Annotated in this window: 27 protein-coding genes; 16 read left to right on the top strand and 11 right to left on the bottom strand. The window is 63.6% G+C overall.

What is annotated here, in order from left to right:
* Positions 1 to 162 precede the first annotated feature (162 nt).
* Positions 163 to 1,572 carry a type I glutamate--ammonia ligase gene (gene glnA, locus EJ072_RS31560; RefSeq protein WP_042642240.1) on the bottom strand — a complete coding sequence of 470 codons (1,410 nt, stop codon included), beginning with the start codon at positions 1,570 to 1,572 and terminating at the stop codon, positions 163 to 165.
* Positions 1,573 to 1,633: 61 nt separating this feature from the next.
* A complete protein-coding gene (locus EJ072_RS31555; protein WP_018428041.1) occupies positions 1,634 to 1,972 on the bottom strand; it encodes a P-II family nitrogen regulator in 339 nt (112 codons plus the stop codon).
* A 345-nt stretch (positions 1,973 to 2,317) separates the two neighbouring features.
* Here EJ072_RS31555 and EJ072_RS31550 point away from each other — a divergent pair, with 345 nt between their 5' ends.
* Positions 2,318 to 3,835 carry an NAD(P)H-hydrate dehydratase gene (locus tag EJ072_RS31550; RefSeq protein ID WP_126083811.1) on the top strand — a complete coding sequence of 506 codons (1,518 nt, stop codon included), beginning with the start codon at positions 2,318 to 2,320 and terminating at the stop codon, positions 3,833 to 3,835.
* Positions 3,832 to 4,440, top strand: coding sequence for a hypothetical protein (locus tag EJ072_RS37125; protein WP_245467062.1), 609 nt, complete (start codon positions 3,832 to 3,834; stop codon positions 4,438 to 4,440). Before EJ072_RS31550 ends, EJ072_RS37125 begins: the two co-directional genes overlap by 4 nt.
* 374 nt (positions 4,441 to 4,814) lie before the next feature.
* Here EJ072_RS37125 and EJ072_RS37120 read toward each other — a convergent pair whose 3' ends face one another.
* Positions 4,815 to 5,039: a hypothetical protein gene (locus tag EJ072_RS37120; RefSeq protein ID WP_245467060.1), complete on the bottom strand. Its 225-nt coding sequence runs from the start codon at positions 5,037 to 5,039 to the stop codon at positions 4,815 to 4,817.
* Positions 5,040 to 5,125: 86 nt separating this feature from the next.
* Positions 5,126 to 5,353 carry a hypothetical protein gene (locus tag EJ072_RS37115; protein ID WP_245467058.1) on the bottom strand — a complete coding sequence of 76 codons (228 nt, stop codon included), beginning with the start codon at positions 5,351 to 5,353 and terminating at the stop codon, positions 5,126 to 5,128.
* 161 nt (positions 5,354 to 5,514) lie between these two features.
* Between EJ072_RS37115 and EJ072_RS37110 the strand changes: the two genes are divergently transcribed.
* Entirely contained in the window at positions 5,515 to 5,835 is a 321-nt protein-coding gene (locus EJ072_RS37110; RefSeq protein ID WP_245467054.1) for a hypothetical protein, read from the top strand.
* Positions 5,836 to 5,837: 2 nt separating this feature from the next.
* On the opposite strand, the gene waaF is transcribed toward EJ072_RS37110, so the two are convergent.
* From waaF to EJ072_RS31530, 3 genes are read right to left on the bottom strand one after another with little or no spacing between them, the layout of a single operon-like run.
* A complete protein-coding gene (waaF, locus tag EJ072_RS31540; protein ID WP_126082786.1) occupies positions 5,838 to 6,857 on the bottom strand; it encodes a lipopolysaccharide heptosyltransferase II in 1,020 nt (339 codons plus the stop codon).
* Positions 6,858 to 6,916: 59 nt separating this feature from the next.
* Positions 6,917 to 7,858 (bottom strand): glycosyltransferase, encoded by a 942-nt coding sequence (locus EJ072_RS31535; protein WP_126082785.1) that lies wholly within the window; start codon positions 7,856 to 7,858, stop codon positions 6,917 to 6,919.
* Between the two features lie 19 nt (positions 7,859 to 7,877).
* Positions 7,878 to 9,410, bottom strand: a complete 1,533-nt coding sequence (locus tag EJ072_RS31530; protein WP_126082784.1) for an acyl-CoA carboxylase subunit beta — start codon at positions 9,408 to 9,410, stop codon at positions 7,878 to 7,880.
* Between the two features lie 389 nt (positions 9,411 to 9,799).
* On the opposite strand from EJ072_RS31530, the gene EJ072_RS31525 reads away from it, so the two are divergent.
* Positions 9,800 to 11,257 (top strand): DEAD/DEAH box helicase, encoded by a 1,458-nt coding sequence (locus EJ072_RS31525; RefSeq protein WP_126082783.1) that lies wholly within the window; start codon positions 9,800 to 9,802, stop codon positions 11,255 to 11,257.
* Positions 11,258 to 11,313: 56 nt separating this feature from the next.
* On the opposite strand, the gene EJ072_RS31520 is transcribed toward EJ072_RS31525, so the two are convergent.
* Together EJ072_RS31520 and EJ072_RS31515 are read right to left on the bottom strand one after the other, a co-directional pair.
* The gene (locus EJ072_RS31520; RefSeq protein WP_126082782.1) at positions 11,314 to 12,303 is read right to left on the bottom strand and encodes an alpha/beta fold hydrolase; all 990 of its coding nucleotides are present in this window, start codon (positions 12,301 to 12,303) and stop codon (positions 11,314 to 11,316) included.
* 69 nt (positions 12,304 to 12,372) lie between these two features.
* Positions 12,373 to 13,221 (bottom strand): SDR family NAD(P)-dependent oxidoreductase, encoded by an 849-nt coding sequence (locus EJ072_RS31515; RefSeq protein ID WP_126082781.1) that lies wholly within the window; start codon positions 13,219 to 13,221, stop codon positions 12,373 to 12,375.
* Between the two features lie 191 nt (positions 13,222 to 13,412).
* Between EJ072_RS31515 and EJ072_RS31510 the strand changes: the two genes are divergently transcribed.
* The 6 genes from EJ072_RS31510 to EJ072_RS31485 all read left to right on the top strand — a co-directional run bounded on the left by EJ072_RS31510 (position 13,413) and on the right by EJ072_RS31485 (position 18,043).
* A complete protein-coding gene (locus EJ072_RS31510) occupies positions 13,413 to 14,447 on the top strand; it encodes a cysteine synthase A (protein ID WP_126082780.1) in 1,035 nt (344 codons plus the stop codon).
* Positions 14,447 to 15,190 carry an alanyl-tRNA editing protein gene (locus EJ072_RS31505; protein WP_126083810.1) on the top strand — a complete coding sequence of 248 codons (744 nt, stop codon included), beginning with the start codon at positions 14,447 to 14,449 and terminating at the stop codon, positions 15,188 to 15,190. The genes EJ072_RS31510 and EJ072_RS31505 overlap by 1 nt, the downstream gene beginning before the upstream one ends.
* A gap of 22 nt (positions 15,191 to 15,212) precedes the next feature.
* Entirely contained in the window at positions 15,213 to 16,064 is an 852-nt protein-coding gene (sseA, locus tag EJ072_RS31500; RefSeq protein WP_126082779.1) for a 3-mercaptopyruvate sulfurtransferase, read from the top strand.
* The gene (locus EJ072_RS31495) at positions 16,064 to 16,627 is read left to right on the top strand and encodes a GNAT family N-acetyltransferase (protein WP_126083809.1); all 564 of its coding nucleotides are present in this window, start codon (positions 16,064 to 16,066) and stop codon (positions 16,625 to 16,627) included. Before sseA ends, EJ072_RS31495 begins: the two co-directional genes overlap by 1 nt.
* A gap of 145 nt (positions 16,628 to 16,772) precedes the next feature.
* Entirely contained in the window at positions 16,773 to 17,330 is a 558-nt protein-coding gene (locus tag EJ072_RS31490; protein ID WP_126082778.1) for an OmpA family protein, read from the top strand.
* A gap of 245 nt (positions 17,331 to 17,575) precedes the next feature.
* Positions 17,576 to 18,043, top strand: coding sequence for a DUF1203 domain-containing protein (locus EJ072_RS31485; protein ID WP_126082777.1), 468 nt, complete (start codon positions 17,576 to 17,578; stop codon positions 18,041 to 18,043).
* Positions 18,044 to 18,488: 445 nt separating this feature from the next.
* On the opposite strand, the gene ald is transcribed toward EJ072_RS31485, so the two are convergent.
* Positions 18,489 to 19,604 carry an alanine dehydrogenase gene (gene ald / locus EJ072_RS31480; RefSeq protein WP_126082776.1) on the bottom strand — a complete coding sequence of 372 codons (1,116 nt, stop codon included), beginning with the start codon at positions 19,602 to 19,604 and terminating at the stop codon, positions 18,489 to 18,491.
* Positions 19,605 to 19,817: 213 nt separating this feature from the next.
* Here ald and EJ072_RS31475 point away from each other — a divergent pair, with 213 nt between their 5' ends.
* A complete protein-coding gene (locus EJ072_RS31475) occupies positions 19,818 to 20,291 on the top strand; it encodes an Lrp/AsnC family transcriptional regulator (protein WP_040994689.1) in 474 nt (157 codons plus the stop codon).
* A 385-nt stretch (positions 20,292 to 20,676) separates the two neighbouring features.
* Here EJ072_RS31475 and EJ072_RS31465 read toward each other — a convergent pair whose 3' ends face one another.
* Complete coding sequence (locus EJ072_RS31465; RefSeq protein ID WP_126082775.1) at positions 20,677 to 21,336, bottom strand: 5-formyltetrahydrofolate cyclo-ligase; 660 nt, start codon at positions 21,334 to 21,336, stop codon at positions 20,677 to 20,679.
* A gap of 172 nt (positions 21,337 to 21,508) precedes the next feature.
* Between EJ072_RS31465 and EJ072_RS31460 the strand changes: the two genes are divergently transcribed.
* The 5 genes from EJ072_RS31460 (at position 21,509) to kdsA (ending at position 25,216) form a co-directional block, all read left to right on the top strand.
* Positions 21,509 to 22,774, top strand: coding sequence for an NAD(P)/FAD-dependent oxidoreductase (locus EJ072_RS31460; RefSeq protein ID WP_126082774.1), 1,266 nt, complete (start codon positions 21,509 to 21,511; stop codon positions 22,772 to 22,774).
* A 131-nt stretch (positions 22,775 to 22,905) separates the two neighbouring features.
* Complete coding sequence (locus EJ072_RS37410; RefSeq protein ID WP_278161972.1) at positions 22,906 to 23,034, top strand: hypothetical protein; 129 nt, start codon at positions 22,906 to 22,908, stop codon at positions 23,032 to 23,034.
* Between the two features lie 101 nt (positions 23,035 to 23,135).
* Positions 23,136 to 23,426 (top strand): Dabb family protein, encoded by a 291-nt coding sequence (locus tag EJ072_RS31455; protein WP_126061001.1) that lies wholly within the window; start codon positions 23,136 to 23,138, stop codon positions 23,424 to 23,426.
* Positions 23,427 to 23,498: 72 nt separating this feature from the next.
* Positions 23,499 to 24,374, top strand: a complete 876-nt coding sequence (locus EJ072_RS31450) for a VOC family protein (protein WP_126082773.1) — start codon at positions 23,499 to 23,501, stop codon at positions 24,372 to 24,374.
* On the top strand, positions 24,371 to 25,216 hold the full coding sequence (gene kdsA, locus EJ072_RS31445) for a 3-deoxy-8-phosphooctulonate synthase (protein ID WP_126082772.1): 846 nt from the start codon (positions 24,371 to 24,373) through the stop codon (positions 25,214 to 25,216). Before EJ072_RS31450 ends, kdsA begins: the two co-directional genes overlap by 4 nt.
* The last annotated feature ends 94 nt before the right edge of the window (positions 25,217 to 25,310 follow it).

The raw sequence follows: 25,310 nt of genomic DNA, 5'->3' as shown, positions 1-25,310 counted from the left end.
CGCGACCACTTTGGCGTGACTGCTGCTTCTGCAGTGGCGGACCGGCCGGATGCTGCATGGCTACGCTGGGTTTGCGGAAAGCCCTCCAATGGACTGCCCATGCGAAAACCCCGGCGAAACGCCGGGGTCCGTCTTTGTCGCCGATGCCGAGAAGTTCGGTCGTCAGACAGAATAGTACATGTCGTACTCGACCGGATGCGGGGTCATTTCGAAGCGCATCACCTCGGCCATCTTGAGCTCGATATACGCATCGATCTGATCGTCGTCGAAGACGCCGCCGGCCTTCAGGAATCCGCGATCCTTGTCGAGGTTCTGCAACGCCTCGCGCAGCGAGCCGCAGACGGTCGGGATCTTCTTCAGCTCCTTCGGCGGCAGGTCGTAGAGGTCCTTGTCCATCGGCTGTCCGGGATGGATCTTGTTCTTGATGCCGTCGAGGCCGGCCATCAGCATGGCGGCGAAACCGAGATAGGGGTTCGCGCCCGGATCGGGGAAGCGGACCTCGACGCGCTTCGACTTCGGCGAGGAGCCGAACGGAATGCGGCAGGAAGCCGAGCGGTTGCGCGCCGAATAGGCGAGCAGCACCGGCGCTTCATAGCCCGGCACCAGACGCTTGTAGGAGTTGGTGAGCGGGTTGGTGAAGGCGTTGATCGCCTTGGCGTGCTTGATGATGCCGCCGATGTAATAGAGGCAGGTTTCCGACAGGCCCGCATATTCGTTGCCGGCGAAGGTCGGCTTGCCGCCCTTCCAGATCGACTGGTGCACATGCATGCCCGAGCCGTTGTCGCCGAACACCGGCTTCGGCATGAAGGTGGCCGTCTTGCCGTAGGCATTGGCGACCTGGTGCACGACATACTTGTAGATCAGCATCTTGTCGGCGTTGCGCACCAGCGTGTCGAACTTGATGCCGAGCTCATGCTGGGCGGCGGCGACTTCGTGGTGGTGCTTCTCGACGCGCACGCCCATCTCGGCCAGCACGGTCAGCATTTCGGAACGCATGTCCTGGGCGGAATCGATCGGCGGCACGGGGAAGTAGCCGCCCTTGATGCGCGGGCGGTGGCCGAGATTGCCGGTCTCGTAGTCGGTGTCGTCATTGGACGGCAGTTCGGTGGAGTCCAGACGGAATCCGGTGTTGTAGGGGTCTGCCTTGTACTTCACGTCGTCGAACACGAAGAACTCGGCTTCGGGGCCGACATAGATGGTGTCGCCGATGCCTTCCGACTTCATGTAGGCTTCGGCCTTCTTGGCGGTACCGCGCGGATCGCGATTGTAGGCCTCGCCCGAGATCGGATCGAGGATGTCGCACAGGATGACCATGGTCGACTGCGCGAAGAACGGATCCATGTGGACGGTATCCGTGTCGGGCATCAGCACCATGTCGGACTCGTTGATAGCCTTCCAGCCAGCGATCGAGGAGCCGTCGAACATGACGCCATCGGCGAACATGTCTTCCTCGACCTCGACGACATCCATCGTCACATGCTGCAGCTTGCCGCGTGGATCGGTGAAGCGCAGGTCGACGAATTTCACATCATTGTCCTTGATCTGCTTCATGATGTCTTTGGCTGTCGTCATGTCATGTATCCCTGTGTGATGACGTGTTTTTGATGATGACGTTGCAGAAAGATGGAGGGCGTCAGATGGCGTCGATACCGGTCTCGCCGGTACGGATGCGCACGACTTCCTCTATGTTGGAAACGAAGATTTTTCCATCGCCGATACGGCCCGTTTGCGCCGCTTTCCGGATGGCCTCGATGGCGCCTTCAACGGCTTCGTCGCCGAGCACCACTTCGATCTTCACCTTGGGCAGGAAGTCGACGACATATTCGGCGCCGCGATAAAGCTCGGTATGCCCCTTCTGACGGCCGAAACCCTTGGCCTCGGTGACGGTGATGCCTTGCAGCCCGGCCTCTTGAAGCGCTTCCTTCACTTCGTCCAGCTTGAATGGCTTGATGATCGCTTCGATCTTTTTCATGTAAAAAATGGCCTCCACTGCCAAGAAGACGGGTTGTGTACCCCGCTTGCGCCTCCATCTAGCACGAACCGTGCCAATCCAGGGGGAAGAATAGGTACAGGGCGTTTTCGATTCCGCATCGGGCCCGGATGCAAATTCGCGTCATCCGCTGCGCCGGATGCGGCATGGACGCCCAAACCCTATACATCGCCCCTCCTCAATCCTGCATAAAAAATGGGCAGGAAGCGCAAATAGCAATCGGACCCCTGTCGGATGCGGCCGCATCTGCAAACGATGCGCGGCCGCGGCGGTTTGCTTCGAACCGAAAACTGGACAATGCTTGATCGCACGGAGATCGGCAATCCCATGCGCAATGAACTTCTATCGACGGCCGAAATGGCCGAGGCGGACAGACTAGCGATCGCGGCCGGGCCGCTCGACGGCTACGGTTTGATGCAACGCGCCGGCGAAGCAGTCGCGACCCTGGTGCTGGCGCGCCACCCGGGCGCGAAGAGGGCGCATGTGCTGTGCGGCCCCGGCAACAATGGCGGCGACGGTTATGTCGTGGCGCGGCTGTTGGCCGAGGCTGGCGTCGATGTGGCTCTGTGGGCGTTGGGCGAACCGCGGCCAGGCAGTGACGCCGCGCTCGCGGCTGCCGCCTGCACCCTGGAGCGGCGACCGCTGTCGGCCCTCACGCCCGAAGACGGTTCGCTGGTCGTCGACGCGCTCTTTGGCGCAGGCCTGTCGAAACCGCTATCCGGCGACGCCAAGGCCGCGGTCGACATCGTGACAGGGATGAACCTGCCGGTTGTCGCGATCGACCTGCCTTCGGGCGTTTCCGCCGATAGCGGCGAAGTTCTCGGCTCGGCATTTCTCGCGGTCCTCACGGTGACCTTCGCGCGAAAGAAGCCCGGGCACCTGCTGCTGCCGGGCCGCGAGCGATGCGGCGAGATCGTGTTGGCCGATATCGGCATTCGCGACGAGATCATCGACGAGATCGCGCCAAGGACCCTCGAGAACCGGCCCGGGCTTTGGATCGCGAACTTTCCTACGCCGGCGGTCGACGCGCACAAATACAAGCGCGGCCATACGAGCGTCTTTTCGGGCGGCCCATTGGCTACCGGCGCGGCGCGGCTGTCGGCGTTGGCGGCCGCAAGAAGCGGGGCAGGGGCCGTCACCGTGCTCTCGCCGGCAAACGCCATGCAGGTCAACGCGGCGCATCTGACCTCCATCATGCTGCGCAAGGTCGACGCGATCGAGGACGTGCATGACCTGATCGGCGATCGCCGGCCGTCCAGCTTTGTCCTCGGCCCCGGCTTCGGCATCGGCGACAAGGCGCGCGATTTCACGCTCGCCGTGCTGGCCAGGAAGCGACAGGACGGCGGCGTCGAGGGCCTCGTGCTCGACGCCGACGGCATCACCTCCTTCCGCAATGGAGCCTCGACGCTGTTCGAGGCAGCCGGCAGACCGGATGCGCCAGCGTTGATCATGACGCCGCATGAGGGTGAGTTCGGCAGGCTGTTCGCGGACATTGCGGGCAACAAGGCGTTGTCGAAGCTCGCCAAGGCGCGCGAAGCCGCGCAGCGTGCCAACGCGGTGATCGTCTACAAGGGCGCCGACAGCGTGATCGCTGCGCCGGACGGCCGCGCCGCGATCAACGGCAATGGCGCGCCCTGGCTTGCCACCGCCGGTTCGGGCGACGTGCTGGCAGGCATCATCGCCGGCCTCCTTGCCCAAGGCATGCCGGCCTTCGAAGCGGCTTGCGCCGGGGTCTGGATCCATGCAGAGGCGGGCAGCCGCTTTGGGCCGGGCTTGATAGCCGAAGACCTGCCCCTGGCCATGCTGCCGGTTCTTCGCGAATTGATGCAGAACACTATCCGATGACACGGCTGGGGCTCGTGATCGCGGCCTTTCTTTTGGGGGCTTTCGCTGCGCCATTTGCGCATGCCGCCGGTCATCCGGTCACCATCGTCGACGACCCGCGCGTCCTCGCCGAGCTCGACACCAAGGGGTACGGTTTCGCCGGTCTCTTCGGTGTTGACGGAAAGGATGACCTGAAGACCCTCTACGACTCCGCACCGGCCTACCACGCCCTCGTTGAGACAGTCGCGGCAGATGTTGCTGCGTTGCGCGCCGAGATCAAGGCCGGCGGCCGCACCCTCTACGAAGTGACCGACGGGAATGTCGGCCGCATCATCGACATGCGCTGGCTGAAGACGAACGCGGCGCGCTTCCGCGTTGTCGGTGTCGTCAACCGGCTCGACCGGCGCGATTTCGCGGCGCTTGGCAACGAGACGAGCTGCGGCGAGGTGCGGTTCATCTATCGCCTTGCGTACTCGTTTAAGAAGAACGGCAAGCAACTGGCCTCGCGTCTGCCATTCAACTTCAGCGCCATATACCGCGTCGCTCCGGACGCTGACGGCGGCTGCGCGGGCGCTGCCGGCCGCTGGACGCCGCAGCTCGATGACCGGTCGATGCCGGCTGGCTGAGCGGCGGGCCGCTCGAGAAGGCCTCGCTGTCCTTCAAGCAGCTTGAGCTCAACGCGCAGGTCGTGCGCTTTCCTTCCGGCCAGGAAACCGAGTTCGGCGGGCAGGCGGCTTATCTGATGCGCATATTCAGCATCGACGGCTCGACAGTGGGGGAGAAGCCTCTGGAAAATACGCCGGACGCGGCACGGCTCGCCGACGATGCTGCCCTGAAAGCGCGGCTTGCCGACTATGTCCGCGCCAATGCCGCTGCGGTCGATCTCGGCGTCTATCAAATCCCGGACGAATTCCTGGCAAGAAAAGTCATCTCCTGGTCGACCTTCGGCAGCGCCAGGCAAGCCAATCATCCGTTCACCCCCATATTCGAGCCGAAGGACTTAGCCGCGCTCGACTATTCGAAATTTTCGTTGGCTCGCGCGCCGGAAGCCCTGGTCGAGCTGCTCGACAATGGCGCCTGCCAGGGCTGCCATCAGGCAGGTTCTACCGCCGGCTTCCATTTCATCGGCCTCGACGACGCGACGACCTCGCCGCTCAACCGGCTCGAGGTCGGCATCTCGCCGCATCTCCATGCCGAGATTGCGCGCCGCGAGGCCTGGCTGCAAGCGACGGCCGAGGGCAGGGATCCCAATCGCTTTCGCCCGCTCTCCTTCGCCCCGCCCGCCACCTGGAAGGACGGAGGCGAGGTCGCCTACGCGCCGGCCGAAACAGCGATGCCATGCCTGATGCCGGAAGATGCCGCCCGCTTCGGCAGCAGCTGGCAGTGCGGCGGCGGCACGATCTGCACGCCGATCGCCACCGCTTCAGGCGTAAGAACTAAATTGGCGGAATGCCTGCTGCCGAAAGACAGCCCCGCTATGTTTTCCGGCCATCCTTGCCTCACCGGCTCGATCGCCAGCAATGCGGCAGAGCCCTTCAACGATCGCTACAGGATCACTGGCCAGTTCGCCGCCTTCGCTCCTGCGATCTCCCGCACGGCCTTTACCTGCCGTCCACCGAAGATCGGCGTCCCAGGAGGCTTCGCCTACCGGGCCTGCGACAAAGGATCGCGCCTTCTCCGCCTTCAAAGCCGGCAAGTCGATGCCCAGCGAGATCTGCGGCCTGGTCGGCGGCAAGAAGTTCGACATCTGCGTGGCGACCAACAATTTCGACCAGTGTCTTGGCGGCGCGGTCAATCGTGGCAACCGCCCGGCCTGCTCGGCCGATCATTTCTGCCGCGAGGACTATATGTGCCAGTCGCTGCCGGCGGACACGCCGGGCGCGGCCAAGGTCAAGGGCATCGGCTTCTGCTCGCCGACCTATTTCATCTTCCAGATGCGCATCGACAACCACGCCACGCCGTGGGCGACCACGGCACGCGCCAGCATGGGCTCAGGCTTCGGCGCGGCAGCCGAGGAATAAGGTCAGGCGAATTTCGGCCCGTGTTTTCGGATCGCTGTCGCCAAAGCCGCGAGAACCCGCTCCTCGCTGACACCGCGTGTATCAAGCACCCAGCTCGGCGTCGAAATCGGCGGCTCGAGATAACGCACCTGATCGTTTACAGGCCCTGTCTCATAAGACCGATTTGATCCGAAGATGAGCACGCATGGTCCGCCCAAAGCTGCAGCCGCATGGCAGAGGCCCCCATCAACGCCGAGGAAGACGGTCGAGGCGGCGATCTGGCACATGGCGTCGGTCAGTTGCGGTGTCGACGTGAAATCCACCGCCTCCGGAAGCGCTGCCCGTATCTGCGCGGCGGCCTCGCGCTCTCGTGGGCCGCCGATGAGCCAAACCGACCAGCCGCGCCGGGCGTGATCCTTCGCTACCGAGATGAAACGCTCCGCCGGCCATGAGCGGAAGTTGGTGAAAGCGGACGTGTAAAGCGCCAGCGCGGGTCGCGCAGGATCGATCCCGTGTCGGGCGCGCCAATCGGAAAGCTCTTCGGCCGAAATAGCCATTTGCGGCGCAGGCAACCGCATGCGGTCGGCTGGCTTTTCACCCAGCATCGCGATGGCGCAGACCTGTTCGTACAATCTGGTCTTGCGCGGACCGAACGCCACGAAGCTCTTCAGCCAGCCGGCAGGCAGGCGGTTGATGATGCCGAACTGGAATTCCCGTGGATAGCCGATGCGTTCCGGTATGCCGGCCAGCCATGGCACGAGCGCGGCCTTGGTGCTGCTGGTGAGCATATAGGCCGCCTGGTAGTTCTCCTTGCGGATTTCGCGCGCCAGACCTGCCCGTTGTTTCAGCCCGGGCTTCCAGTGCTTCTCGACAATCCATGTCTTGCGGATATGCGGCATCAGCCGCGCCAGCGGCGCGGCAAGCGGCGAGGTGGCGACGTCGATCGGATGCCCGGGAAACTTCTCGGCCAGAATCTGGATTGCCGAATGGCAACGGATGAAGTCTCCGATCGCCGGCAAGCAGAAGACGAGGATGGGACGCAACGGGCGGTACCTTCAGATCCGGAACAATCGCCACCAATGGCTGATGTGACGGTGATTTGTCACGGAAGCGCTTCGCCATCAAGGATGCGCGCATAGAGTTCCAGATAGGCCTTCGCCGTCTTCTCGATAGGGAATCTGTCAGCGGCCGACTGGCGGCATCGTTGCGCCGACAGGCCTCCGATCGCAGCAAGACCGCGTCCGAACTCCTCGTCGGTCTGGAAGAAGCGCCCGGTATCGGCATCTACGGTTTCCACGAGCGCGCCGCGCGGTGTGGTGAGCACGGGTGTGCCGCACAGCATGGCCTCGACCTGCGCCATACCGAACGGTTCTTCCCAGGAGATCGGGTTGAGGAATGCCTTCGATTCACCCAGCAGGCGCAGCTTGTCCTGGCCGTCGACCATGCCGTGAAAACGGTAGCGGGCGGAAAGGCTCTTGAAGAACACGCCCTCGCGGCGCGTCTTGCTGCGGCCGAGCAGCTTCCAGCGCGAGCCGCCGGCGATATCGAGGATGAAGTCGAATTTCTTGGCAAGATCCACCGCGCGGTTCAGCCCCTTTCCGGCCCGTGCGATCGCTGCCATGAAGAAGAGATGATCGTTCTTCGTTGGCGTCAGCCGGTAAGCGTCCACCGGAAACCCGTTGTAGACGAAGCTCTTGCGGCCATGCAGCTCGGCATGACGGGCGCTGAGGAAGTTCCAGTTGAGCTGCGGCCGCGGATAGTCCGGTAGGTGGCCGTGCTCGGTGTTAAGGGTCGGGAAGGGGACCTCGACTTTCCAGGCGTGGAGATTGACGATCTGCGTGTCGCGGGGGATCGCCGCCCTGCACTCGGCATCGCTGACCGCATGCCTAACCTCGCAAATCGGATGCGACGATCCCGGCGCGGCGATCAGGACGACATGGTGGCCGAGCCTGACCAGTTCAGTGACCAGCCATTCGACCTGGCGCTGCGTGCCGCCATACCCCTTGGCCGGAATAAGGCTCTGAGCTGCAAGGGTTATGCGCATTTGTTGTCGGCGCGGCTTCTCACAACGGGATGTTGTCGTGCTTCTTCCAGGGGTTCTGCATGTCCTTGTTGCGCAGCATGCGCAGCGCGCGCGCCACGCGACGCCGCGTCGAATGCGGCATGATCACCTCATCGACATAGCCGCGTTCGGCGGCGACGAAAGGCGACAGGAAGCGATCCTCGTAAGTCTTTGTATGGGCGGCAATTTTCTCCGGATCGCCGATGTCCTTGCGGTAGATGATCTCGACCGCGCCCCTGGCGCCCATCACGGCGATCTGCGCCGTCGGCCAGGCATAGTTCATGTCGCCGCGCAGATGCTTCGACGCCATAACGTCATAAGCCCCGCCATAGGCCTTGCGGGTGATGACGGTGATCTTCGGCACGGTTGCTTCGGCATAGGCGAAGAGCAGCTTGGCGCCATGCTTGATCAGCCCGCCATATTCCTGCGCGGTGCCAGGCAGGAAACCCGGCACATCGACGAAGGTGACGATGGGAATCGAGAAACAGTCGCAGAAGCGCACGAAGCGCGCCGCCTTCCGGCTGGCGTCGGAATCGAGCACGCCGGCCAGCACCATCGGCTGGTTGGCGACGAAGCCCACCGTGCGCCCCTCGACGCGACCGAAGCCGGTGACGATGTTTCTCGCAAAACTCTGTTGGATTTCGAAGAAATCGCCTTCGTCGGCGACCTTCAGGATCAGCTCCTTGATGTCATAGGGCTTGTTGGCGTTGTCGGGGATCAGCCGGTCGAGCGACAGGTCGTGGTCCGTCACCGACTGGTAGCACTCGATCTCGGGGATCTCCGCCGTGTTAGATGCCGGCAGCAGATCGACCAGCCGGCGCATCTGCAGCAGCGCCTCGACATCGTTGTCATAGGCGCCGTCGGCGATCGAGGATTTGGTCGTGTGGACGGAAGCCCCGCCGAGGCTTTCGGCGGTCACCGTCTCGTTGGTCACCGTCTTCACCACATCCGGTCCAGTGACGAACATGTAGGAAGTGTCGCGCACCATGAAGATGAAATCGGTCATGGCGGGCGAATAGACATCGCCGCCGGCGCAGGGGCCCATGATCAGCGATATCTGCGGGATCACGCCTGAGGCGAGCACATTGCGCTGAAAAATCTCGGCATAGCCGCCGAGCGCGGCCACGCCTTCCTGGATGCGCGCGCCGCCTGCGTCATAGAGCCCGATAATCGGCGCGCGGTTGCGCAGCGCCATCTCCTGGACCTTGATGACCTTTTCGGCATGCGCCTCCGACAGCGAACCGCCGAACACGGTGAAATCCTTGGCGAAGATATAGACCGGGCGGCCGTTGACGGTGCCCCAGCCGGTGACGACGCCGTCGCCGGCGATTTTGGTTTTCTCCATGCCGAAATCGGTCGAGCGATGCTCGACATACATGTCGAACTCCTCGAACGAGCCCTCGTCGAGGAAGACCTCGATACGCTCGCGGGCGGTGAGCTTGCCCTTCTTGTGCTGCGCCTCGATACGGTCCTTGCCGCCGCCCATGCGGGCAATATCGCGGCGGCGTTCGAGTTCCTTCAGCACGTCTTTCATCGCTGGTCCCCAAAACGGATAAGTGGTTTGTGGTAATGGCGAGGGCAGGAGAGCGCAAGCACCCTCGTTTTGCTGCATTGCAACATGACGCCCCTTGCATTTCGGGCCGGACTCGGCCATATGCAGCCCATAGGCGCTTGGGCCGGCCTGTCCGGCTTTCTCCACGAATGAGACTGGTTGCGTCTGTTTTCCCTCTTTCAAATCGGCCTCGGTCGATCGGCAAGACGGCGAAAAAGCCCCGGGGCATGACGTCCGCGGGCACGACAGCGCAGCCGCGCGGACGTTTCCCGTCCGCCGCCTTGTCGTTTCCTTATATTTGTTTCGACGGCAGGTTGCGCCCTGCCGCCATCGACGTTTGCGGCGATTGCGCCGCTTGAAAGAAGATGAATTTGACCAACGAAAACACTCTCCCCAACAACGACGCTGGGGAACTCTCCGGTTTCGCGGCCCTTGGCATCGGCGGCGCGCTGCTGAAGGCCACGCTTGCCGCGGGCTTTAAAGAGCCGAAGCCGATCCAGGTGCAGGCCATCCCGCCGCAGCTCGAAGGCCGCGACATATTCGGCATCGCCCAGACCGGTTCGGGCAAGACGGCTGCCTTCGCGCTGCCGATCCTGTCGAAGATCATCGGCCTCGGCACCAAGCGCCGGCCAATGACGGCGCGCGCGCTAATCCTGGCGCCGACGCGCGAGCTCGCCGTGCAGATCGAGGACACCATCAAGCTGCTCGCCAAGGGCGCGCATATCTCGACCGCGCTGGTGCTCGGCGGCGTCTCGCGCTTCAGCCAGGTGAAGAAGATCGCGCCCGGCGTCGACATCCTGATCGCCACGCCTGGGCGGTTGACCGACCTCGTGCGGGAAGGCGACCTTATCCTTGCCGACACCAAATGGCTCGTCCTCGACGAGGGCGACCGCATGCTCGACATGGGTTTCATCAACGACGTCAAGCGCATCGCGAAGGCGACCGCGCCGGACCGCCAGACGGCGCTGTTCTCGGCAACCATGCCCGACGAGATCGCCGAGCTTGCCAAGGGCCTCCTGAAGAATCCGGTCCGCGTCGAAGTCTCGCCGCAGAGCACGACCGCCGCCGAGATCGTGCAGAGCGTGGTGCTTGCCCGCACAAGGCAGAAGCGCCAGGTGCTGTCCAAGATGCTGGTCGACGAGGCGATGCGCACGGTGATCGTGTTCTCGCGCACCAAGCATGGCGCCGATCGTGTCACCAAGGATCTTGTGCGCGACGGTTTTGAAGCCGCCGTCATCCACGGCAACAAGTCGCAGAACGCCCGTCAGAAGGCGCTCAACGATTTCCGCGACGGCTCGGTTCGCATCCTGGTGGCGACCGATATCGCGGCGCGCGGCATCGACGTGCCCGGCATCAGCCATGTCGTGAATTTCGACCTGCCGGACGAGGCTGAAAGCTACGTCCATCGCATCGGCCGCACCGGCCGCAACGGCAGGGACGGCATCGCGATCACGCTCTGCGACCCCTCCGAGAATGCCAAGCTGCGGCAGGTCGAGCGTATCATCCGCATGAAGCTGCCGGTCGTTGCCGACCACCTCGGCAGCCCGGATCCGCAGCGCGACCCCAGGGAAAAGACCGAGCGCCATTTCGAGCCGGCCAATGACCGCGAGCATCATGGCGGCCGCCGCGACGGCCGCCGACCGGGCAATGGCGGTGGCAAGAAGCACTTCACCGGCAAGCCCAACGGAGAGCGCGGACCGAAGCCGCAGGGCGAACGCCCGGCGGCCGCGCAGCCGAACGGCGAGCGCAAACCCGGCGGTTTCAAGCGCTTCAAGGGCAACAACAAGCGCCGCTTCGGCGGCAAGCGTCCGGCGAACCGCGCTGCTTGAGCTCATCAAATCTGATCGAGGAACGGCCGGAGCGAATGCTCCGGCCGTTTTTCGTTTCACTGGCCAGATTGCTGCTGCATCAACGCCTTCACCCAGACCACGATACGCTCCGTTAGAAAGCGTGTGGTCTGCGGCGACAGCACATCGCCGGCGATGACGTGATTGTCCGGATCGCCGGTATCGTCGACCGGCACCAGCTCGTGCGGACCGCCCCAGCGCCCGGCGATCTCGCGTGTGCGATCCGGCCGCACCACCTTGTCGGAATCCGAGAAGATGAACAGGGCAGGGATCTTTGCCTTCTCGACCGGCGCGGTATAGGCAAGCTCGGTGAGCGCGGCCATCGGCAGCACCGCTTTCATCGGGTATTTGGTCGTCCAGAATTTTTCGTGCAGCGCGTTGCGTGCCGGGAAACTGCGCTCCTTGCCGCCGACAAGTTCGGCGATCTGCCTGCCCCAGGGCATGGTCAGCAACTCCGCGCCGGAGGCCTTGACGCCGAAATTCGGCGATATGAACGCGATGGCCGCGACACCGTCGGATGCGCCGGGCTGCGTTGCGGCCCACGCCGCCAGCGAGCCGCCGGTCGAGGTTCCGATGACGATCACCTTGTCGCCGATTTCGCGCCCAATGGCCAAAGCCTCCTCATAGTCGTTGATCCACGCATTGACGCTGCCTTGCGCCATAGCCACGCCGTCCTGGCCGTGACCGGTCAGCCGCGTGTAGAAAAGGTTGGCCTCCAGTTCATCCGCAATGTCGTCCGGCAAGGGGCGGACCTCGCCTTTAGAGGCGGAAAAGCCGTGGATGTAGACGATGGCCAAAGGCGTCTTGGCGTGGACCATCGGGTTCGCCCAGATGATCTCCTTGTCGAGCCCGTCGCGTATGTTGGGCACGGCAGCCTCTTCACGCGCCAGATAGGCCTGCGGATCGTCGCCGATCACCCATGGATTGAAGCGGATTGTGGTGTCTACCGGCACGCGCGGGCCGAGAAAGAAGCCGGCGACCAGGATGACTGCAAAGCCAAGCACCGCCAGCACGATCCGCCGCCCCATTCCAGTCTCCAAGCAATGATTCTCAACCTATGGCCGTCCCCGCCGGCAGGCAATCGTCGTTTCGCCGGCTTATGTCGCCTTGTCGCGGGACGGGTCTTTTTTGCCCGCCGGCCTGCGATCGAAATGCAGCGGCCGACCCCGCCAGTGGGTGGTGAGCCCGATGACGAAGCGGCCGATCGGCCGCGGCAGCAGGCCGAGCAGCTTCACCGGCCAGCTTATGTGATACGGGAAGGTGACTTCGAAGCCGCCCTTCCTGATGCCGCGCGCCATGCGGCGCGAGGCGCGATGCACAGGCATGAGGCCCGGCATCGGCAGCTTGTTCTTTTCGGTCAAAGGCGTGTCGATGAACCCCGGATTGATGACCTGGATGCGGATGTTCATCTTGTCGAAGTCGTATTTCAGCGACTCCGCCAGGATGTTGATCGCGGCCTTGGTGCCGCCATAGGCCGCCGTTGTCGGCCAGCCGGAATAGGCGGTGACCGATCCGACAAGAACGACATGGCCGCGTCCGCGCACGCGCATATGCTCGACGACAGGCACCACGCCGTTGACGATGCCGAAATAGTTCACGGCGAAGGAACGATGGAAATCGCGCACCACCAGATTCTCTCCGGGGGTGGCGATGTAGTTGCCGGCGTTGAAGACGGCAAGCACGATCGGTCCCATCTGCTCCTCGATCGCGGCGGCCGTGCGGGCCATGCCCTGCTCGTCGGTGACGTCGCAGGGAAAGGACCTCACATGCCCGGACATTTGCGCCGTTTCGACGATCAGCGTGTCGGCTGGATCTTCCGGTAGCGACGTCACCGCCACGGCATAGCCTTGATTGGCGAGATCCTTGGCCAGCGCGCGACCAAGCCCGCTGCTGCCGCCCGTGATCCAGGCGACACCCTCTTTCGGATTGGCCCGGTAGAGTGTCATAGGGTGTCCTGCGGATGTTCCGGTTTGCTCTAGCGGCGGAGAATTCGGTTGAAAAGAGCGGTTTTGCACTTGGCACCGAAATGGTCGCGAGCGTTGCACCATCCGCAATGCGACTGGACCAGGCAAAATCTTGCCTTGAAACCGCGGCGTCCGGTTTTTAGGGTCTCGCCGCACACATGAAGGAATCCCACATGCCCCGTTCAGTGATCGAAGCGATCGGCAACACGCCCCTAATCCGGCTCAACAAGGCTTCGGAAGCGACCGGCTGCGAGATCCTCGGCAAGGCCGAGTTCATGAATCCGGGGCAATCGGTGAAGGATCGGGCCGGCCTGTTTATCATCCGCGACGCCGAACAGCGCGGGCTGCTCAAGCCCGGCGGGCTCATCGTCGAAGGCACTGCCGGCAACACCGGCATCGGCTTGACGCTGGTCGCCAAGGCGCTCGGCTACCGCACCGTGATCGTCATCCCCGACACGCAGAGCCAGGAAAAGAAGGACACGATCAAGATCTTGGGCGCGGAGCTCATCGAAGTACCGGCCGTGCCCTACAAGAACATCAACAACTACATAAAACTGTCGGGCCGGCTTGCCGAGCAACTGGCGCGCTCGGAGCCGAACGGCGCGATCTGGGCCAACCAGTTCGACAATGTCGCCAACCGCGACGGTCATGTCCGCACGACGGCCGAGGAAATCTGGGCCCAGACCGGCGGCAAGGTCGATGGCTTCGTTTCGGCCGTAGGCTCCGGCGGCACGCTCGCTGGTGTCGCGCTGGGCCTCAAGGACAAGAGCAAGGACGTCAAGATCGCGCTCGCCGATCCGCTGGGCGCGGCGCTCTACAGTTTCTACACCAGCGGCGAGTTGAAATCCGACGGCAGCTCGATCACCGAAGGCATCGGGCAGGGCCGCATCACCGCCAATCTGGAAGGCTTCAGGCCGGACTTCTCCTTCCAGATCCCGGACGAGGAAGCGTTGCCGATCATCTTCGACCTGATCCAGGAAGAGGGCCTCTGTGTCGGCGGCTCGACCGGCATCAACATCGCCGGCGCCATCCGGCTGGCGCGCGAGCTCGGACCGGGCCACACCATCGTGACGATCCTTGCCGACTACGGCACGCGCTACCAGTCCAAGCTCTTCAATCCGGAGTTCCTGCGCGGCAAGAACCTTCCGGTGCCGGGCTGGATGGAAGAAAGGGCCGACATTTCCGTGCCGTTCGAAAAGGTAGCATGATGGCGCACAAGACAGCGGCGCTTTTTCGCGACGACGCCTATCAGATGACGGCCGAGGCCGAGGTTGTCGCCGTCAACGATCGGGGTGGCATCCTTCTCGACCGCACCATCTTCTACGCCACGTCGGGTGGACAGCCGGGCGATGCCGGCATGCTCGAACGAGCGGACGGCGGCCGCATCGCGATCGCCGCCACCATCACCGGCGAGACCAAGGATGAGATCATCCACGTGCCGGCGCCGGAGCAGCTGCTCCCCGCTGTCGGCGAAAGGCTGAAGCTCTCGATCGACTGGGAGCGGCGGCACCTTCTGATGCGCATGCATACCGCCTGCCACCTGCTGACGGTCGTTTGCCCGTTTCCGATCACCGGGGCCGCGGTCGCCGAGGACGACAGCCGTGTCGACTTCGATACCCCCGACACCGGCTTCACCAAGGAAGATGTTACGGCCCGGCTGATGGAGCTGGTGCGCGCCGACCATCCGATCTTCACCCGGTTGATCACCGACCAAGAGCTCGCCGCCAATCCCGGCCTGGTCAAATCGAAGAACGTCCGCCCGCCGGTCGGCACAGGTAAAATCCGCCTGGTCTGCATCGGCGACAACGGCTCGGTCGACAGCCAGCCCTGCGGCGGCACGCATGTGAAGTCGACCGGCGAGGTCGGCGAGATTCATATCGGCAAGATCGAGAAGAAAGGCCGCGAGAACCGCCGCTTCCGCATCCGCTTCGGACCAATGCCGGCGAACTGAGGCGGGCCAGGGAGAACAAAAAATGGCGCAGGACAGTCCTTTCATCGTCGACGCCGACTGGCTGGAGAAGCAGCTTGGCGAGCCCGGCCTCACCATCATCGACGCCTCCTGGTATCTGCCGGCGCAAAAGCGAGACGCCCGCGCCGAATACGATGCCGCGCACATTCCCGGTGCGCGCTTCCTCGACCAGGATGCGGTTTCCGATCCGGATTCCAAATTGCCGCACACTTTGGCTTCGCCGCAGCACTTTGCCCAATATGTCGGCGCCATGGGCGTTACGGCCGATGACACCATCGTCATCTATGACGGGCCTGGCCTGTTCTCGGCGCCGCGCGCCTGGTGGATGCTCCGCGTCATGGGCGTTTTCCAGGTCTATATTCTGAACGGTGGCTTCGACCGCTGGAAGGCCGAGGGGCGGCCCGTGACGTCCGAGCCGACCAAGATGGCGCCGAGCGTCTTCCATGCCGATTTCGATGCGGGCCGGGTTGTCAGCCTCGACGAGATGCGCAGGATCGTCGAGGGCCGCCAGAGCCAGATCGCCGACGCACGCTCGCCCGGCCGTTTTGTCGGAATCGATCCGGAGCCGCGCCCGGGCGTCCGTTCGGGCCATATGCCGGGCGCGCATAATGTCCCGATCACGGCGCTTGCCGAGAATGGCGAGCTGCTGCCCAAGGATCGACTGCGTAAGGTGATCGAGGATGCCGGCATCGACCTGTCGAAGCCGGTCGTCACGTCCTGTGGCTCGGGCATCACGGCGGCGGCGATCACGCTCGCGTTGGAGACGCTCGGCCATACCGACAACCGCCTTTACGACGGTTCGTGGACGGAATGGGGCGGTCTCAGCGACACGCCGGTGGTGACGGGGAAAGAATGATGGAAAACGGCGCGCCGCAAGCTATCGATGTCACGGTCACGTTCCTGGAGATGCACGCCGCGCCGGCGGTTTCGTCGCCGATCCCCTACAACCGGCAGATCGCGCTGCTGAAGACCAAGGACATCCCGCTCCATTTCTACCGCTATTTGATAGATCGCGTCGGGCGCAAATGGCACTGGGTCAATGTGCTGAGGATGAGCGACGAGGAGCTTGCCGCCGGCCTGCACCGCGAGGACCGCGACGTCAGGGTGCTCTATCTCGATGGCGCTCCAGCCGGCTTCTTCGACCTAAAGCCGCATCTTCCGGACGAAGTGGAGCTCGCCTATTTCGGCATGATGGAACATGCGCATGGCCAGGGCATCGGCCGCTGGTTCCTCGGCGCGGCGATCTCGGCGGCCTGGGCATATGGGCCAAAGTTCGTGTCCGTGCAGACCTGCACGCTCGACCATCCGGCGGCACTGCCGCTGTACCAGAAACTCGGCTTCACGCCTGTGGCGCAGAAGAAGGAAGTCGTGCACCCGCTGACCTTCGCCGAGCGTTCGGCCAGCGTCATGCGAGGCTAGACCCGTTTCACGCCGCAGCCGAGCCCAACCGGCGAACGCTTTTCCCGGAATTGCCGTGGGCCTGAACATCCCGTTCATCGCCGCTTCAGACTGTCTTTGCCATTGTCCGGCCGCATTACGAGGCCGAGCTTGTAGGAGAAAAGACATGTTGACCCGACGTATGTTTGCCGTTGCCGCGATCGCGGCAATTGCCATGCCGAGCCTGGCATTCGCACAGGCGACCACGCCTTCGGCCGCGACCATCGAGCGGCAGCTCGAGGCCGCGCCCAGGAAGAAGCTGCGCCCCAATGAACGTGTCACTATTCGCGAGTTCAAGCGCCGGCCGGACCTGCGGCACATGGCGCGTTCGATCGACATCCAGTCGATCAATTTCGAGTTCGGCTCGCCCGCCATCGCCCCCTCGCAATATGGCAAGGTCGAGATCATCGCCGACGCGCTCCATCGCATCCTGCGACGCGACCGTGGCGCCCGCATCCTGATCGAGGGCCACACCGACGCTGTCGGCTCCTTCGAGTCGAACCAGGTCCTGTCCGAGCGCCGGGCCGCCTCCCTCAAGCGGACCCTGGTAGGCGAGTTCGGCGTGCCCGCATTCGCGCTGGAAACCGTTGGCTATGGCGAGGAATTCCTGCTCGTTCCGACCCAGCAGGAGAACTGGCGCAACCGCCGCGTGACGCTGCGCCGCTTCGACGACTTCGTGCGGTAACGCTCAGTCCGACAATGCCGATGTCTAGAGCCCGGTTGCGCAAAGCAGCCGGGCTCTTCCATATGCGTGCCGCTAGAGCAATTCCAGGAAAAGTGTGAGCGGTTTTCCGTCCGGAATTGCGTAAAAACCAAGAGTTAGAGCGGTTCGCCGTTTCCGTGAAACGGTGAACCGCTCTAGGCAGGAATCGGGTGGGAGGCACTGCCGCCAAAGCATAATTTCCGGACATCGCCACCGGAGATTTTGCCATGAGCATCCAGTTCAAAGCCTTGCCGACCGAAGCCGTGCGCGCCTTGCAGGGGGGAGGGCCCGACGCCTATGGCCTTGCCCCGGAACATCGGATTTCCGACGGCGACGGCGTGCCCTGCAGGCATTGCATGAAAAACGTCGCAGTCGGCGACGGCTATCTGATCATGGCCTACAGGCCATTCCCGGAACTGCAGCCCTATGCCGAGACCGGCCCGATCTTCCTACACGCCGAGGAATGCGAACGCGCCGCCGACGGGGAGGCGCTGCCGGAAATGCTCGCAAGCAGCGACTATATCGTCAGGGGCTATGGCAAGGACGATCGCATCGTCTATGGCAGCGGCGCGGTCACGCCGACGGGCGATATCGCAGCCCGCGCCACGACACTGCTTGAGCGCGACGACATCGCCTACATCCACGTCCGCTCGGCGCGGAACAATTGCTATCAATGCCGCATCGAGCGGGCCTGATCCCAAACCGACAAGCCCCAAAAAAGAAGCCCGCCGATGGTCAGGCGGGCCGTTGGAGGGTCTGACAGAAGCTGTCGGCAAGTGCTGTCAGGGCGGGATTGTCCGAACCCGGCAAGCAGCACAGACCGCCAGTAGCATCGCGTGTCTAGGCATCTTTCCCGCCGCGCGAATGTGAAGCACTTCACACAGGGACGCATAACGGCCGAAAGACAGGATCGAAGTCCGTCAAGACTGTCGTATTCTCGTCGTACTCCTTTGCTAAGAAGCAATGGTTGATGATCAGTCGACCGCGGATGGACCGGCGGCAGGTCGCAACATCGAGGAAGCGGGGCTTTTGCTCCGCTTTTTTGTTGTCCGGACTTCTTCACGGAAACCTACTTCCGCGCAAGAAAAAAGCCCGCCGGAGTTAACCGGCGGGCGTGACAGGAGGAATTCTTGCCGGATATCAGGCGGCGAGCACCGCTTTCGGCTCGACCATTTCGTAGCCGAGCGCTTCGGCGACGGCGCGGTTGGTGATCTTGCCCTTGTGGACGTTGAGGCCGTTGCGCAGGTGGTGGTCGTCGACCAGCGCCTTGAGCCCCTTGTCGGCGAGCTGCAGGCCATAGTGCAGCGTCGCGTTGTTGAGCGCGTGCGCCGAGGTGACCGGCACGGCGCCCGGCATGTTGGCGACGCAATAGTGGATCACACCGTCGACCTCGTAGGTCGGATCGGCATGCGTCGTGGCATGCGAGGTCTCGAAGCAGCCGCCCTGGTCGATCGCGACGTCGACCAGCACCGAGCCCTTCTTCATGCCGGAAAGCATCTCGCGGGTGACGAGCTTGGGCGCCGCGGCGCCCGGGATCAGCACGGCGCCGATAACGACGTCGGCCGAGAAGCATTCCTCTTCCAACGCCTCGACGGTCGAGTAACGCGTGTGGACGCGGCCGCCAAAAATGTCGTCGAGCTGGCGCAGACGCGGGATCGAGCGGTCGATGATGGTGACGTCGGCGCCGAGGCCGGCCGCCATCTTGGCCGCATGCAGGCCGACGACGCCGCCGCCGAGCACGGTGACCTTGCCGGGCAGCACGCCCGGCACGCCGCCAAGCAGCACACCGCGGCCGCCATTGGCCTTCTGCAGCGCTGTCGCGCCAGCCTGGATCGACAGGCGGCCGGCGACTTCCGACATCGGCGCGAGCAGCGGCAGGCCGCCGCGGTCGTCGGTCACGGTCTCATAGGCAATCGCGGTGACGCCCGAAGCGAGAAGACCCTTGGTCTGCTCCGGATCCGGAGCCAGGTGCAGATAGGTATAGAGGATCTGGCCGTCGCGCAGCTGCACCCATTCATTGGGCTGCGGTTCCTTGACCTTGACGATCATGTCCGACTTGGCGAACACGTCGGCCGCCGTCTTGGCGATGGTGGCGCCAGCGGCGCGATAGGCGTTGTCGTCGGCGCCGATGCCGGCGCCGGCGCCGGTCTCGACCAGCACGTCGTGGCCGTGCGCGACATATTCGCGGACCGAGCCGGGCGTCAGGCCGACGCGATATTCATGGTTCTTGATTTCCTTGGGGCAGCCGACACGCATCTTTCTTCTCCTGTCCACGCCCTTTCAGGGGCGCTCTCCCTGTCATTGGTGCATGCCATCAGCTCCGGAACGCCGCGCGATTTGGAGGCGACACGCAATAATCGCAGTCAACCACGAATCGTTCCGTATGTGTTTGCGAATGCACTTGCGGCAAGGATCGGTCTTCGATAATCGTTGCGCAAAATAGCCGGAAATTCGCAGGAACCACGAAAAATGCCGCTCGACAGGATTGATATCGCCATTCTGGAGACTTTGCAGAAGGATGGCCGGATACCCAATGCGGCGCTTGCCGAGAAGGTCGGCCTTTCGCAATCGGCCTGCTCGCGCAGGCTCGACAACCTGGAGAAGTCCGGAACCATCCGCGGCTATCACGCGCGGCTTTCCAACAGCGCGCTCGGCCACCAGATGACGGCGATCGTGCACATATCGCTGTCGGGGCAATTCGAAAAGACGCTGTCGGATTTCGAGGCGGCGATCAAGCGTTGCCCGAACGTGCTCTCCTGCCATCTGATGTCGGGCGAATACGACTACATCCTGCGCATCGCGGCGAAGGATCTCGTCGACTATGAGCGCATCCACAAGGAGTGGCTGTCGGCGATGCCGCATGTGACCAAGATCAACTCGTCCTTCGCGCTGCGCGAGATCGTCGATCGCACGGCGGTCGGCTTGAGGCCGGAGATGGCCTAGGATCTGGATTGATAACCAGTAGGAGGCAGCAGCTGCGATATGACAGAAAGAACTACGCTCGCCGAGTCATTGCCGACAACCTCCCTCATCCGCATCTCGCGCGCCAGCTTCGACCCGGCTCGGTTTGCCGAGGTTGATGCCGCCAGCAAGAAAACCGCGCAGTACATCATCCAAGCCGTCAGACGGCTGCCGGGGCTGCTCCACTTTTATTCGGGCGTCTCGCCGAAAGGCGAGATGGTCCAAGTTAGCGTCTGGGATACCGACGAGCATGCGGCGCAACTCAACACCCTGAAGGAGATGGTCGTCGACGGCCGCAGGGACATGGAGGCGGTCGGCGTCACTTTCACGCTGATTTTCCACTATCCGATCGATGGACCTGGCCCGTTTAGGCGGGATTCGCCTCCGTCACCACAGTCGTCATCGCAATGTCGTGCGGCTGCGGGTAGATGGTGGGGATGCGCTGCAATTCATAGCCGACGCCGATCACCAGCGGCCTGAACGGCATGGCGGCCAGCGTGCGGTCGTAAAAGCCGCCGCCATAGCCCAGCCGATACTTGCCTGGATCGATGCCGACGATCGGCGAAATCACGATGTCGGGCAGGACGGGGTCGCCTTCGGCCGGGATCGGAATGTTCCAGACACCCTTTTCCAGCCGGTCGCCCGGTCTGTAGGCGCGAAACACCAGCGGCTGACCCTTCTCGATGACGACAGGCAGCGCGGTGCGGCCGCCGCGCTCGTTGATAGAGGCCATCCAGCCGCGCAGATCCGGCTCGCCGCGAAACGGCCAATAGAGGCTGACCATCCGGCCCTCTATGTCGCCGATCAGCGCGTCGAGGCCGACCGCGATACGTGCCGACATGGCGGCGCGCGCATCGGCTGAGACGGCAAGGCGGGCATTGATGAGCCGCTCGCGCTCGGCCTTGCGCCAACGCCTGATATCCGTCCAATCGGACAGCGGCTCCCGGTATTCCGGCTCGAGTTCATGCATGAAGCAGGGCGGTGATGCGTATTGGGCCGGCCCTTCGTCGTCGCGATTGTCAGCCATGATAGGCTCCTGTCATGGGGTCTCACGCTATACCTGCGGCAGCACGCGCTACATATGCATTCACGACGCCGCGCGACGACTCTGGGGCATGTTTCCAGCCGGCAAGACTGTTGTTGCAGCGCACAAAATACCTACATTCTATGTGGTAGTTTTACACCGCGAGGTGGATGAAATGAGCGAAGCCAGGCATCATGTCGTGGTCGTCGGCGCCGGATTCGGCGGGCTCGAACTCACCCGCGCGCTGGCTGGTGCGCCGGTGCGCATCACCATGATCGACAAGCGCAATCACCACCTGTTCCAGCCGCTGCTCTACCAGGTGGCGACGACGTCGCTGGCGACCTCGGAGGTGGCCTGGCCGATCCGTCATCTCTTACGCAGGCGCAAGGACGTGACGACGCTTCTCGGCACTGTCACCGGTGTCGACCGCGCCGGCAAGCGCGTGCTGCTCGACGACGGCAGTTCGGTCCCTTACGACACGCTGGTCCTCGCCACCGGCGCGCGTCACGCCTATTTCGGCCATGACGAGTGGGAGCCGTTCGCGCCGGGGCTGAAGACGCTCGAGGATGCCACGACGATCCGGCGCCGCATCCTGCTCGCCTTCGAGCAGGCCGAACGCGAAACCGATCCCACCAGGCGCCAGGCGTTGCTGACGTTTGTCATCGTCGGCGGCGGCCCGACGGGCGCAGAGCTCGCCGGCACCATTGTCGAACTCGCGCACGACACGCTACGCGGCGAGTTCCGCAACATCGACACACGCCAGGCGCGCGTCGTGCTGATCGAGGCCGGCGACCGCATCCTGGCAAATTTCGCGCCGCAACTTTCCGACTACGCCCGCAAGGCGCTGGAGCGGCTCGGCGTCACCGTCGAGCTCGGCCGCCCCGTCACCCGACTCGACGCCGAGGGCGTCGTCTTTGGCGACAAGCAGCTACCGGCAAGGACGATCATCTGGGCCGCTGGCGTTGCCGCCTCGTCTGCGGCCGAATGGCTGGGCGCTTCCGCCGACCGGGCGGGCAGGGTGCTGGTCGAACCCGACCTCACCGTGCCGAGCAGCCCGGACATTTTCGTCATCGGCGACACCGCGCATGTGGTGCGGCCGGATGGGAAGCCCGTGCCGGGTGTGGCGCCCTCGGCCAAGCAGGAGGGCAAGCATGTCGCCGCGACGATCAAGGCGCGGCTTGCCGGCGACATCGCCACGCGGCCTTTCCAATACCGTCATGCCGGCGATCTGGCGACGATCGGCAAACGCGCCGCCGCGATCGATTTCGGCTGGATCAAGCTCACCGGCTGGCTCGCCTGGTGGCTGTGGGGCATCGCCCACATCTATTTCCTGATCGACTTCCGCAACCGCCTGGCGGTTTCGCTTAGCTGGCTATGGATTTATCTTACAGGTCAGCGCAGCGCGCGGCTGATCACGCAGGGCGACGACGACAAGAGCTGATGCTCTTGGCGCCGCAGTCGAAGGCTTGGTGACCGGCCCGGAGAAGCGGCCCGGGGCAAAAAGCCGTGAACTCGAAGGACCGTGGCCGCTCCCACTCTGGTTCAAGCCGTCCACATGCGTTAGTTTTAGCCATGCGTTATGTAATCGTCATCGCAGCCATTGCCTTCTTCCTGATCTGGGATGGCCTCTACAATCATGGTCACTATCTCGACGTGACCGTGCGGGAAATGTCGCGCATCGTGCGCCAAGTCACCGGATAAGCCTTGCCGGTTGCATATCGCGGGCGCGACATCGTTGCCGGTTGACGCCCAGGCATCGCTCCCACAAAAACACCGCTGAATCGACGATCACGGAGGTTGGCTTGATCCGGCACATCGTTTTCTTCAGCGTGCGGCGCAAGGAAGATGTCGAGGCCGTGCGCTCGGGCCTGCTGGCGCTAGGCAAGATTCCGCATTCCAAGCATTTCGAAGTGACGCTCAACACCAAGGTCGATCTGTTCTCCAACGCGATCGACGTGGTCGTCTATGCCGAGTTCGAGGACGAGGCGGCGCTTGCCGCCTACAAGGCGCATCCGATTTACGCCGACACGACCAGCAAGGTGAAGCCGATGCGCGAACTGCGCTATTCGGCCGACGTCGTTGCCGCGGCCTGAACCGGCATAGCGCGCATACTGTCGATCCCGCGCCCTTGAACCGCGGGTCGGAATGGGGCAAACCGCGCCGGCATGACCAAAAAATCCGCTCATCCGCTCGACCATCTCGTTCTGCCGGCAGAGAACCTCGATGCCGTCCGCTCGCGCCTGACGTCGCTCGGCTTTGTCGTCGCGCCCACGGGCATCCACCCCTTCGGCACGGAGAATGCCTGCGTCTTTTTCACCGACGGCACCTATCTGGAGCCGCTGGCGATCGGAAATGAACAGGCGGCGGACCTCGCCATAAGCGAAGGCAATGTCTTCGTCGCGCGCGACCGTCTCTACCGTCAAACCCTTGGCGAGGAAGGTTTTTCCGCTGTTGTCTTCGGAACGGCCAATGCCGATGCCGATCATACGCGCTATGTCGAGGCCGGTCTTTCGGCCGGCGGGATGCTGAGCTTCTCGCGCGCCTTTACCGACGCAAACGGCAAAAGCGACATGGCTTCCTTCAAGCTGGCATTCGTATCCGACAAGGAGGCCGACGAGGCCTTCCTCTTCGCCTGCCAGCGCATCAACGCGCCAAAGATCGATCGCACGGCGCTGCAGGCGCACGCCAATGGCGTGACGGGTATTCTCGAAATCATCGCCGTCAGTGACAGGCCCGCAGCCCAGATCGGATTGATCGCGACCGCCGCCGAAGCGGATGCGAGCGATGGCGACGCGGTGCGGCTGCCGAATGCGGTCCTCAGCGTTCTTTCGTGCGAAGACTATGGCTCGCGCTTTGGGCTGAAAGTCGCGCCATCGCCGAACCTGCGCTTCACGGCCATCGTTTTCTCGGTTCGCGACACGGCCGCCGCCAAGCAGCTGCTTGCGGACAACGCAGTCCGACACAACATGAGCGGCAATGATATCGTCGTTCCGCCGGCGCCCGGGCAGGGCGCCGCCTTCATCTTCCGGGAGATCCCATGAGCAAGCCCCTGGCGCCCAATTCATCGGTAACCGTCGGCAAGGTCGTCTTCGCCAACAATGCGCCGCTGTCGCTGATCGCCGGCCCGTGCCAGCTTGAATCGCGCCAGCACGCCTTCGACATGGCCGGCGCGCTGAAGGAACTGACTGACCGTCTGGGCATCGGCCTTGTCTACAAGACGAGCTACGACAAGGCCAACCGCACCTCGCTTTCGGCGACGCGCGGTGCTGGGCTCGATGCGGCGATGCCGATCTTCGACGATCTGCGCAAGGAGTTTGGGCTCCCGGTGCTGACCGACGTCCACACCGAGGAACAATGCGCCATCGTCGCGCCCCACGTCGATGTCCTGCAGATCCCGGCCTTCCTGTCGCGCCAGACCGACATGCTGGTCGCCGCGGCCAAAACCGGCAAAGTCATCAATGTGAAGAAGGGCCAGTTCCTCGCGCCCTGGGACATGAAGAACGTCGTCGCCAAGATCACTGGCTCCGGCAATGCGAACGTGCTCACCACCGAGCGCGGTGTCTCCTTCGGCTACAACACGCTGGTCTCTGACATGCGCGCGTTGCCGATCATGGCCGAGATCGGCGCTCCGGTGATTTTCGACGCGACCCATTCCGTGCAGCAGCCGGGCGGGCAGGGCGGCTCCTCCGGCGGCGAACGGCGCTTCGTCGCGACGCTGGCGCGCGCGGCCGTTGCCGTCGGTGTGGCCGGTGTCTTCATCGAGACCCATCAGGACCCCGACAATTCCACGTCTTCAGACGGCCCTAACATGGTGCCTCTCAAGGACATGCCGGCGCTGCTGGAAAAGCTGATGGCCTTCGACCGCATCGCCAAGGGGCACTGATTGCGGCGACGGACCTCGCGCTGGCTTGTGGGAGTTGGCACTGCCTGGTCGACAGCAAGCAAAAGTCGGGAACCTTCACCCGCTCCTCTCATTG

This window comes from Mesorhizobium sp. M2A.F.Ca.ET.046.03.2.1, from assembly GCF_003952425.1.
Classification (GTDB): domain Bacteria; phylum Pseudomonadota; class Alphaproteobacteria; order Rhizobiales; family Rhizobiaceae; genus Mesorhizobium.
The sequence above is the reverse complement of the archived record's forward strand: the minus strand, read 5'-3'. Positions and strand labels throughout refer to the sequence as shown.

Coding starts and splice junctions, on each gene's coding strand:
- EJ072_RS37110 (WP_245467054.1), top strand. CDS start 5,515: ATGCCCAGCGAGATCTGCGGCCTGGTCGGCGGCAAGAAGTTCGACATC.
- EJ072_RS31450 (WP_126082773.1), top strand. CDS start 23,499: ATGACCAAAAAATCCGCTCATCCGCTCGACCATCTCGTTCTGCCGGCA.
- EJ072_RS31520 (WP_126082782.1), bottom strand. CDS start 12,303: ATGGGGCGGCGGATCGTGCTGGCGGTGCTTGGCTTTGCAGTCATCCTG.
- EJ072_RS31515 (WP_126082781.1), bottom strand. CDS start 13,221: ATGACACTCTACCGGGCCAATCCGAAAGAGGGTGTCGCCTGGATCACG.
- EJ072_RS31555 (WP_018428041.1), bottom strand. CDS start 1,972: ATGAAAAAGATCGAAGCGATCATCAAGCCATTCAAGCTGGACGAAGTG.
- EJ072_RS31535 (WP_126082785.1), bottom strand. CDS start 7,858: ATGCGCATAACCCTTGCAGCTCAGAGCCTTATTCCGGCCAAGGGGTAT.
- EJ072_RS37125 (WP_245467062.1), top strand. CDS start 3,832: ATGACACGGCTGGGGCTCGTGATCGCGGCCTTTCTTTTGGGGGCTTTC.
- ald (WP_126082776.1), bottom strand. CDS start 19,604: ATGCGTGTCGGCTGCCCCAAGGAAATCAAGAACCATGAATATCGCGTC.
- EJ072_RS31460 (WP_126082774.1), top strand. CDS start 21,509: ATGAGCGAAGCCAGGCATCATGTCGTGGTCGTCGGCGCCGGATTCGGC.
- EJ072_RS31465 (WP_126082775.1), bottom strand. CDS start 21,336: ATGGCTGACAATCGCGACGACGAAGGGCCGGCCCAATACGCATCACCG.
- sseA (WP_126082779.1), top strand. CDS start 15,213: ATGGCGCAGGACAGTCCTTTCATCGTCGACGCCGACTGGCTGGAGAAG.
- glnA (WP_042642240.1), bottom strand. CDS start 1,572: ATGACGACAGCCAAAGACATCATGAAGCAGATCAAGGACAATGATGTG.
- EJ072_RS37410 (WP_278161972.1), top strand. CDS start 22,906: ATGCGTTATGTAATCGTCATCGCAGCCATTGCCTTCTTCCTGATCTGG.
- EJ072_RS31505 (WP_126083810.1), top strand. CDS start 14,447: ATGGCGCACAAGACAGCGGCGCTTTTTCGCGACGACGCCTATCAGATG.
- EJ072_RS31510 (WP_126082780.1), top strand. CDS start 13,413: ATGCCCCGTTCAGTGATCGAAGCGATCGGCAACACGCCCCTAATCCGG.
- EJ072_RS31495 (WP_126083809.1), top strand. CDS start 16,064: ATGGAAAACGGCGCGCCGCAAGCTATCGATGTCACGGTCACGTTCCTG.
- EJ072_RS31490 (WP_126082778.1), top strand. CDS start 16,773: ATGTTGACCCGACGTATGTTTGCCGTTGCCGCGATCGCGGCAATTGCC.
- EJ072_RS31475 (WP_040994689.1), top strand. CDS start 19,818: ATGCCGCTCGACAGGATTGATATCGCCATTCTGGAGACTTTGCAGAAG.
- EJ072_RS31550 (WP_126083811.1), top strand. CDS start 2,318: ATGCGCAATGAACTTCTATCGACGGCCGAAATGGCCGAGGCGGACAGA.
- EJ072_RS31485 (WP_126082777.1), top strand. CDS start 17,576: ATGAGCATCCAGTTCAAAGCCTTGCCGACCGAAGCCGTGCGCGCCTTG.
- kdsA (WP_126082772.1), top strand. CDS start 24,371: ATGAGCAAGCCCCTGGCGCCCAATTCATCGGTAACCGTCGGCAAGGTC.
- EJ072_RS31530 (WP_126082784.1), bottom strand. CDS start 9,410: ATGAAAGACGTGCTGAAGGAACTCGAACGCCGCCGCGATATTGCCCGC.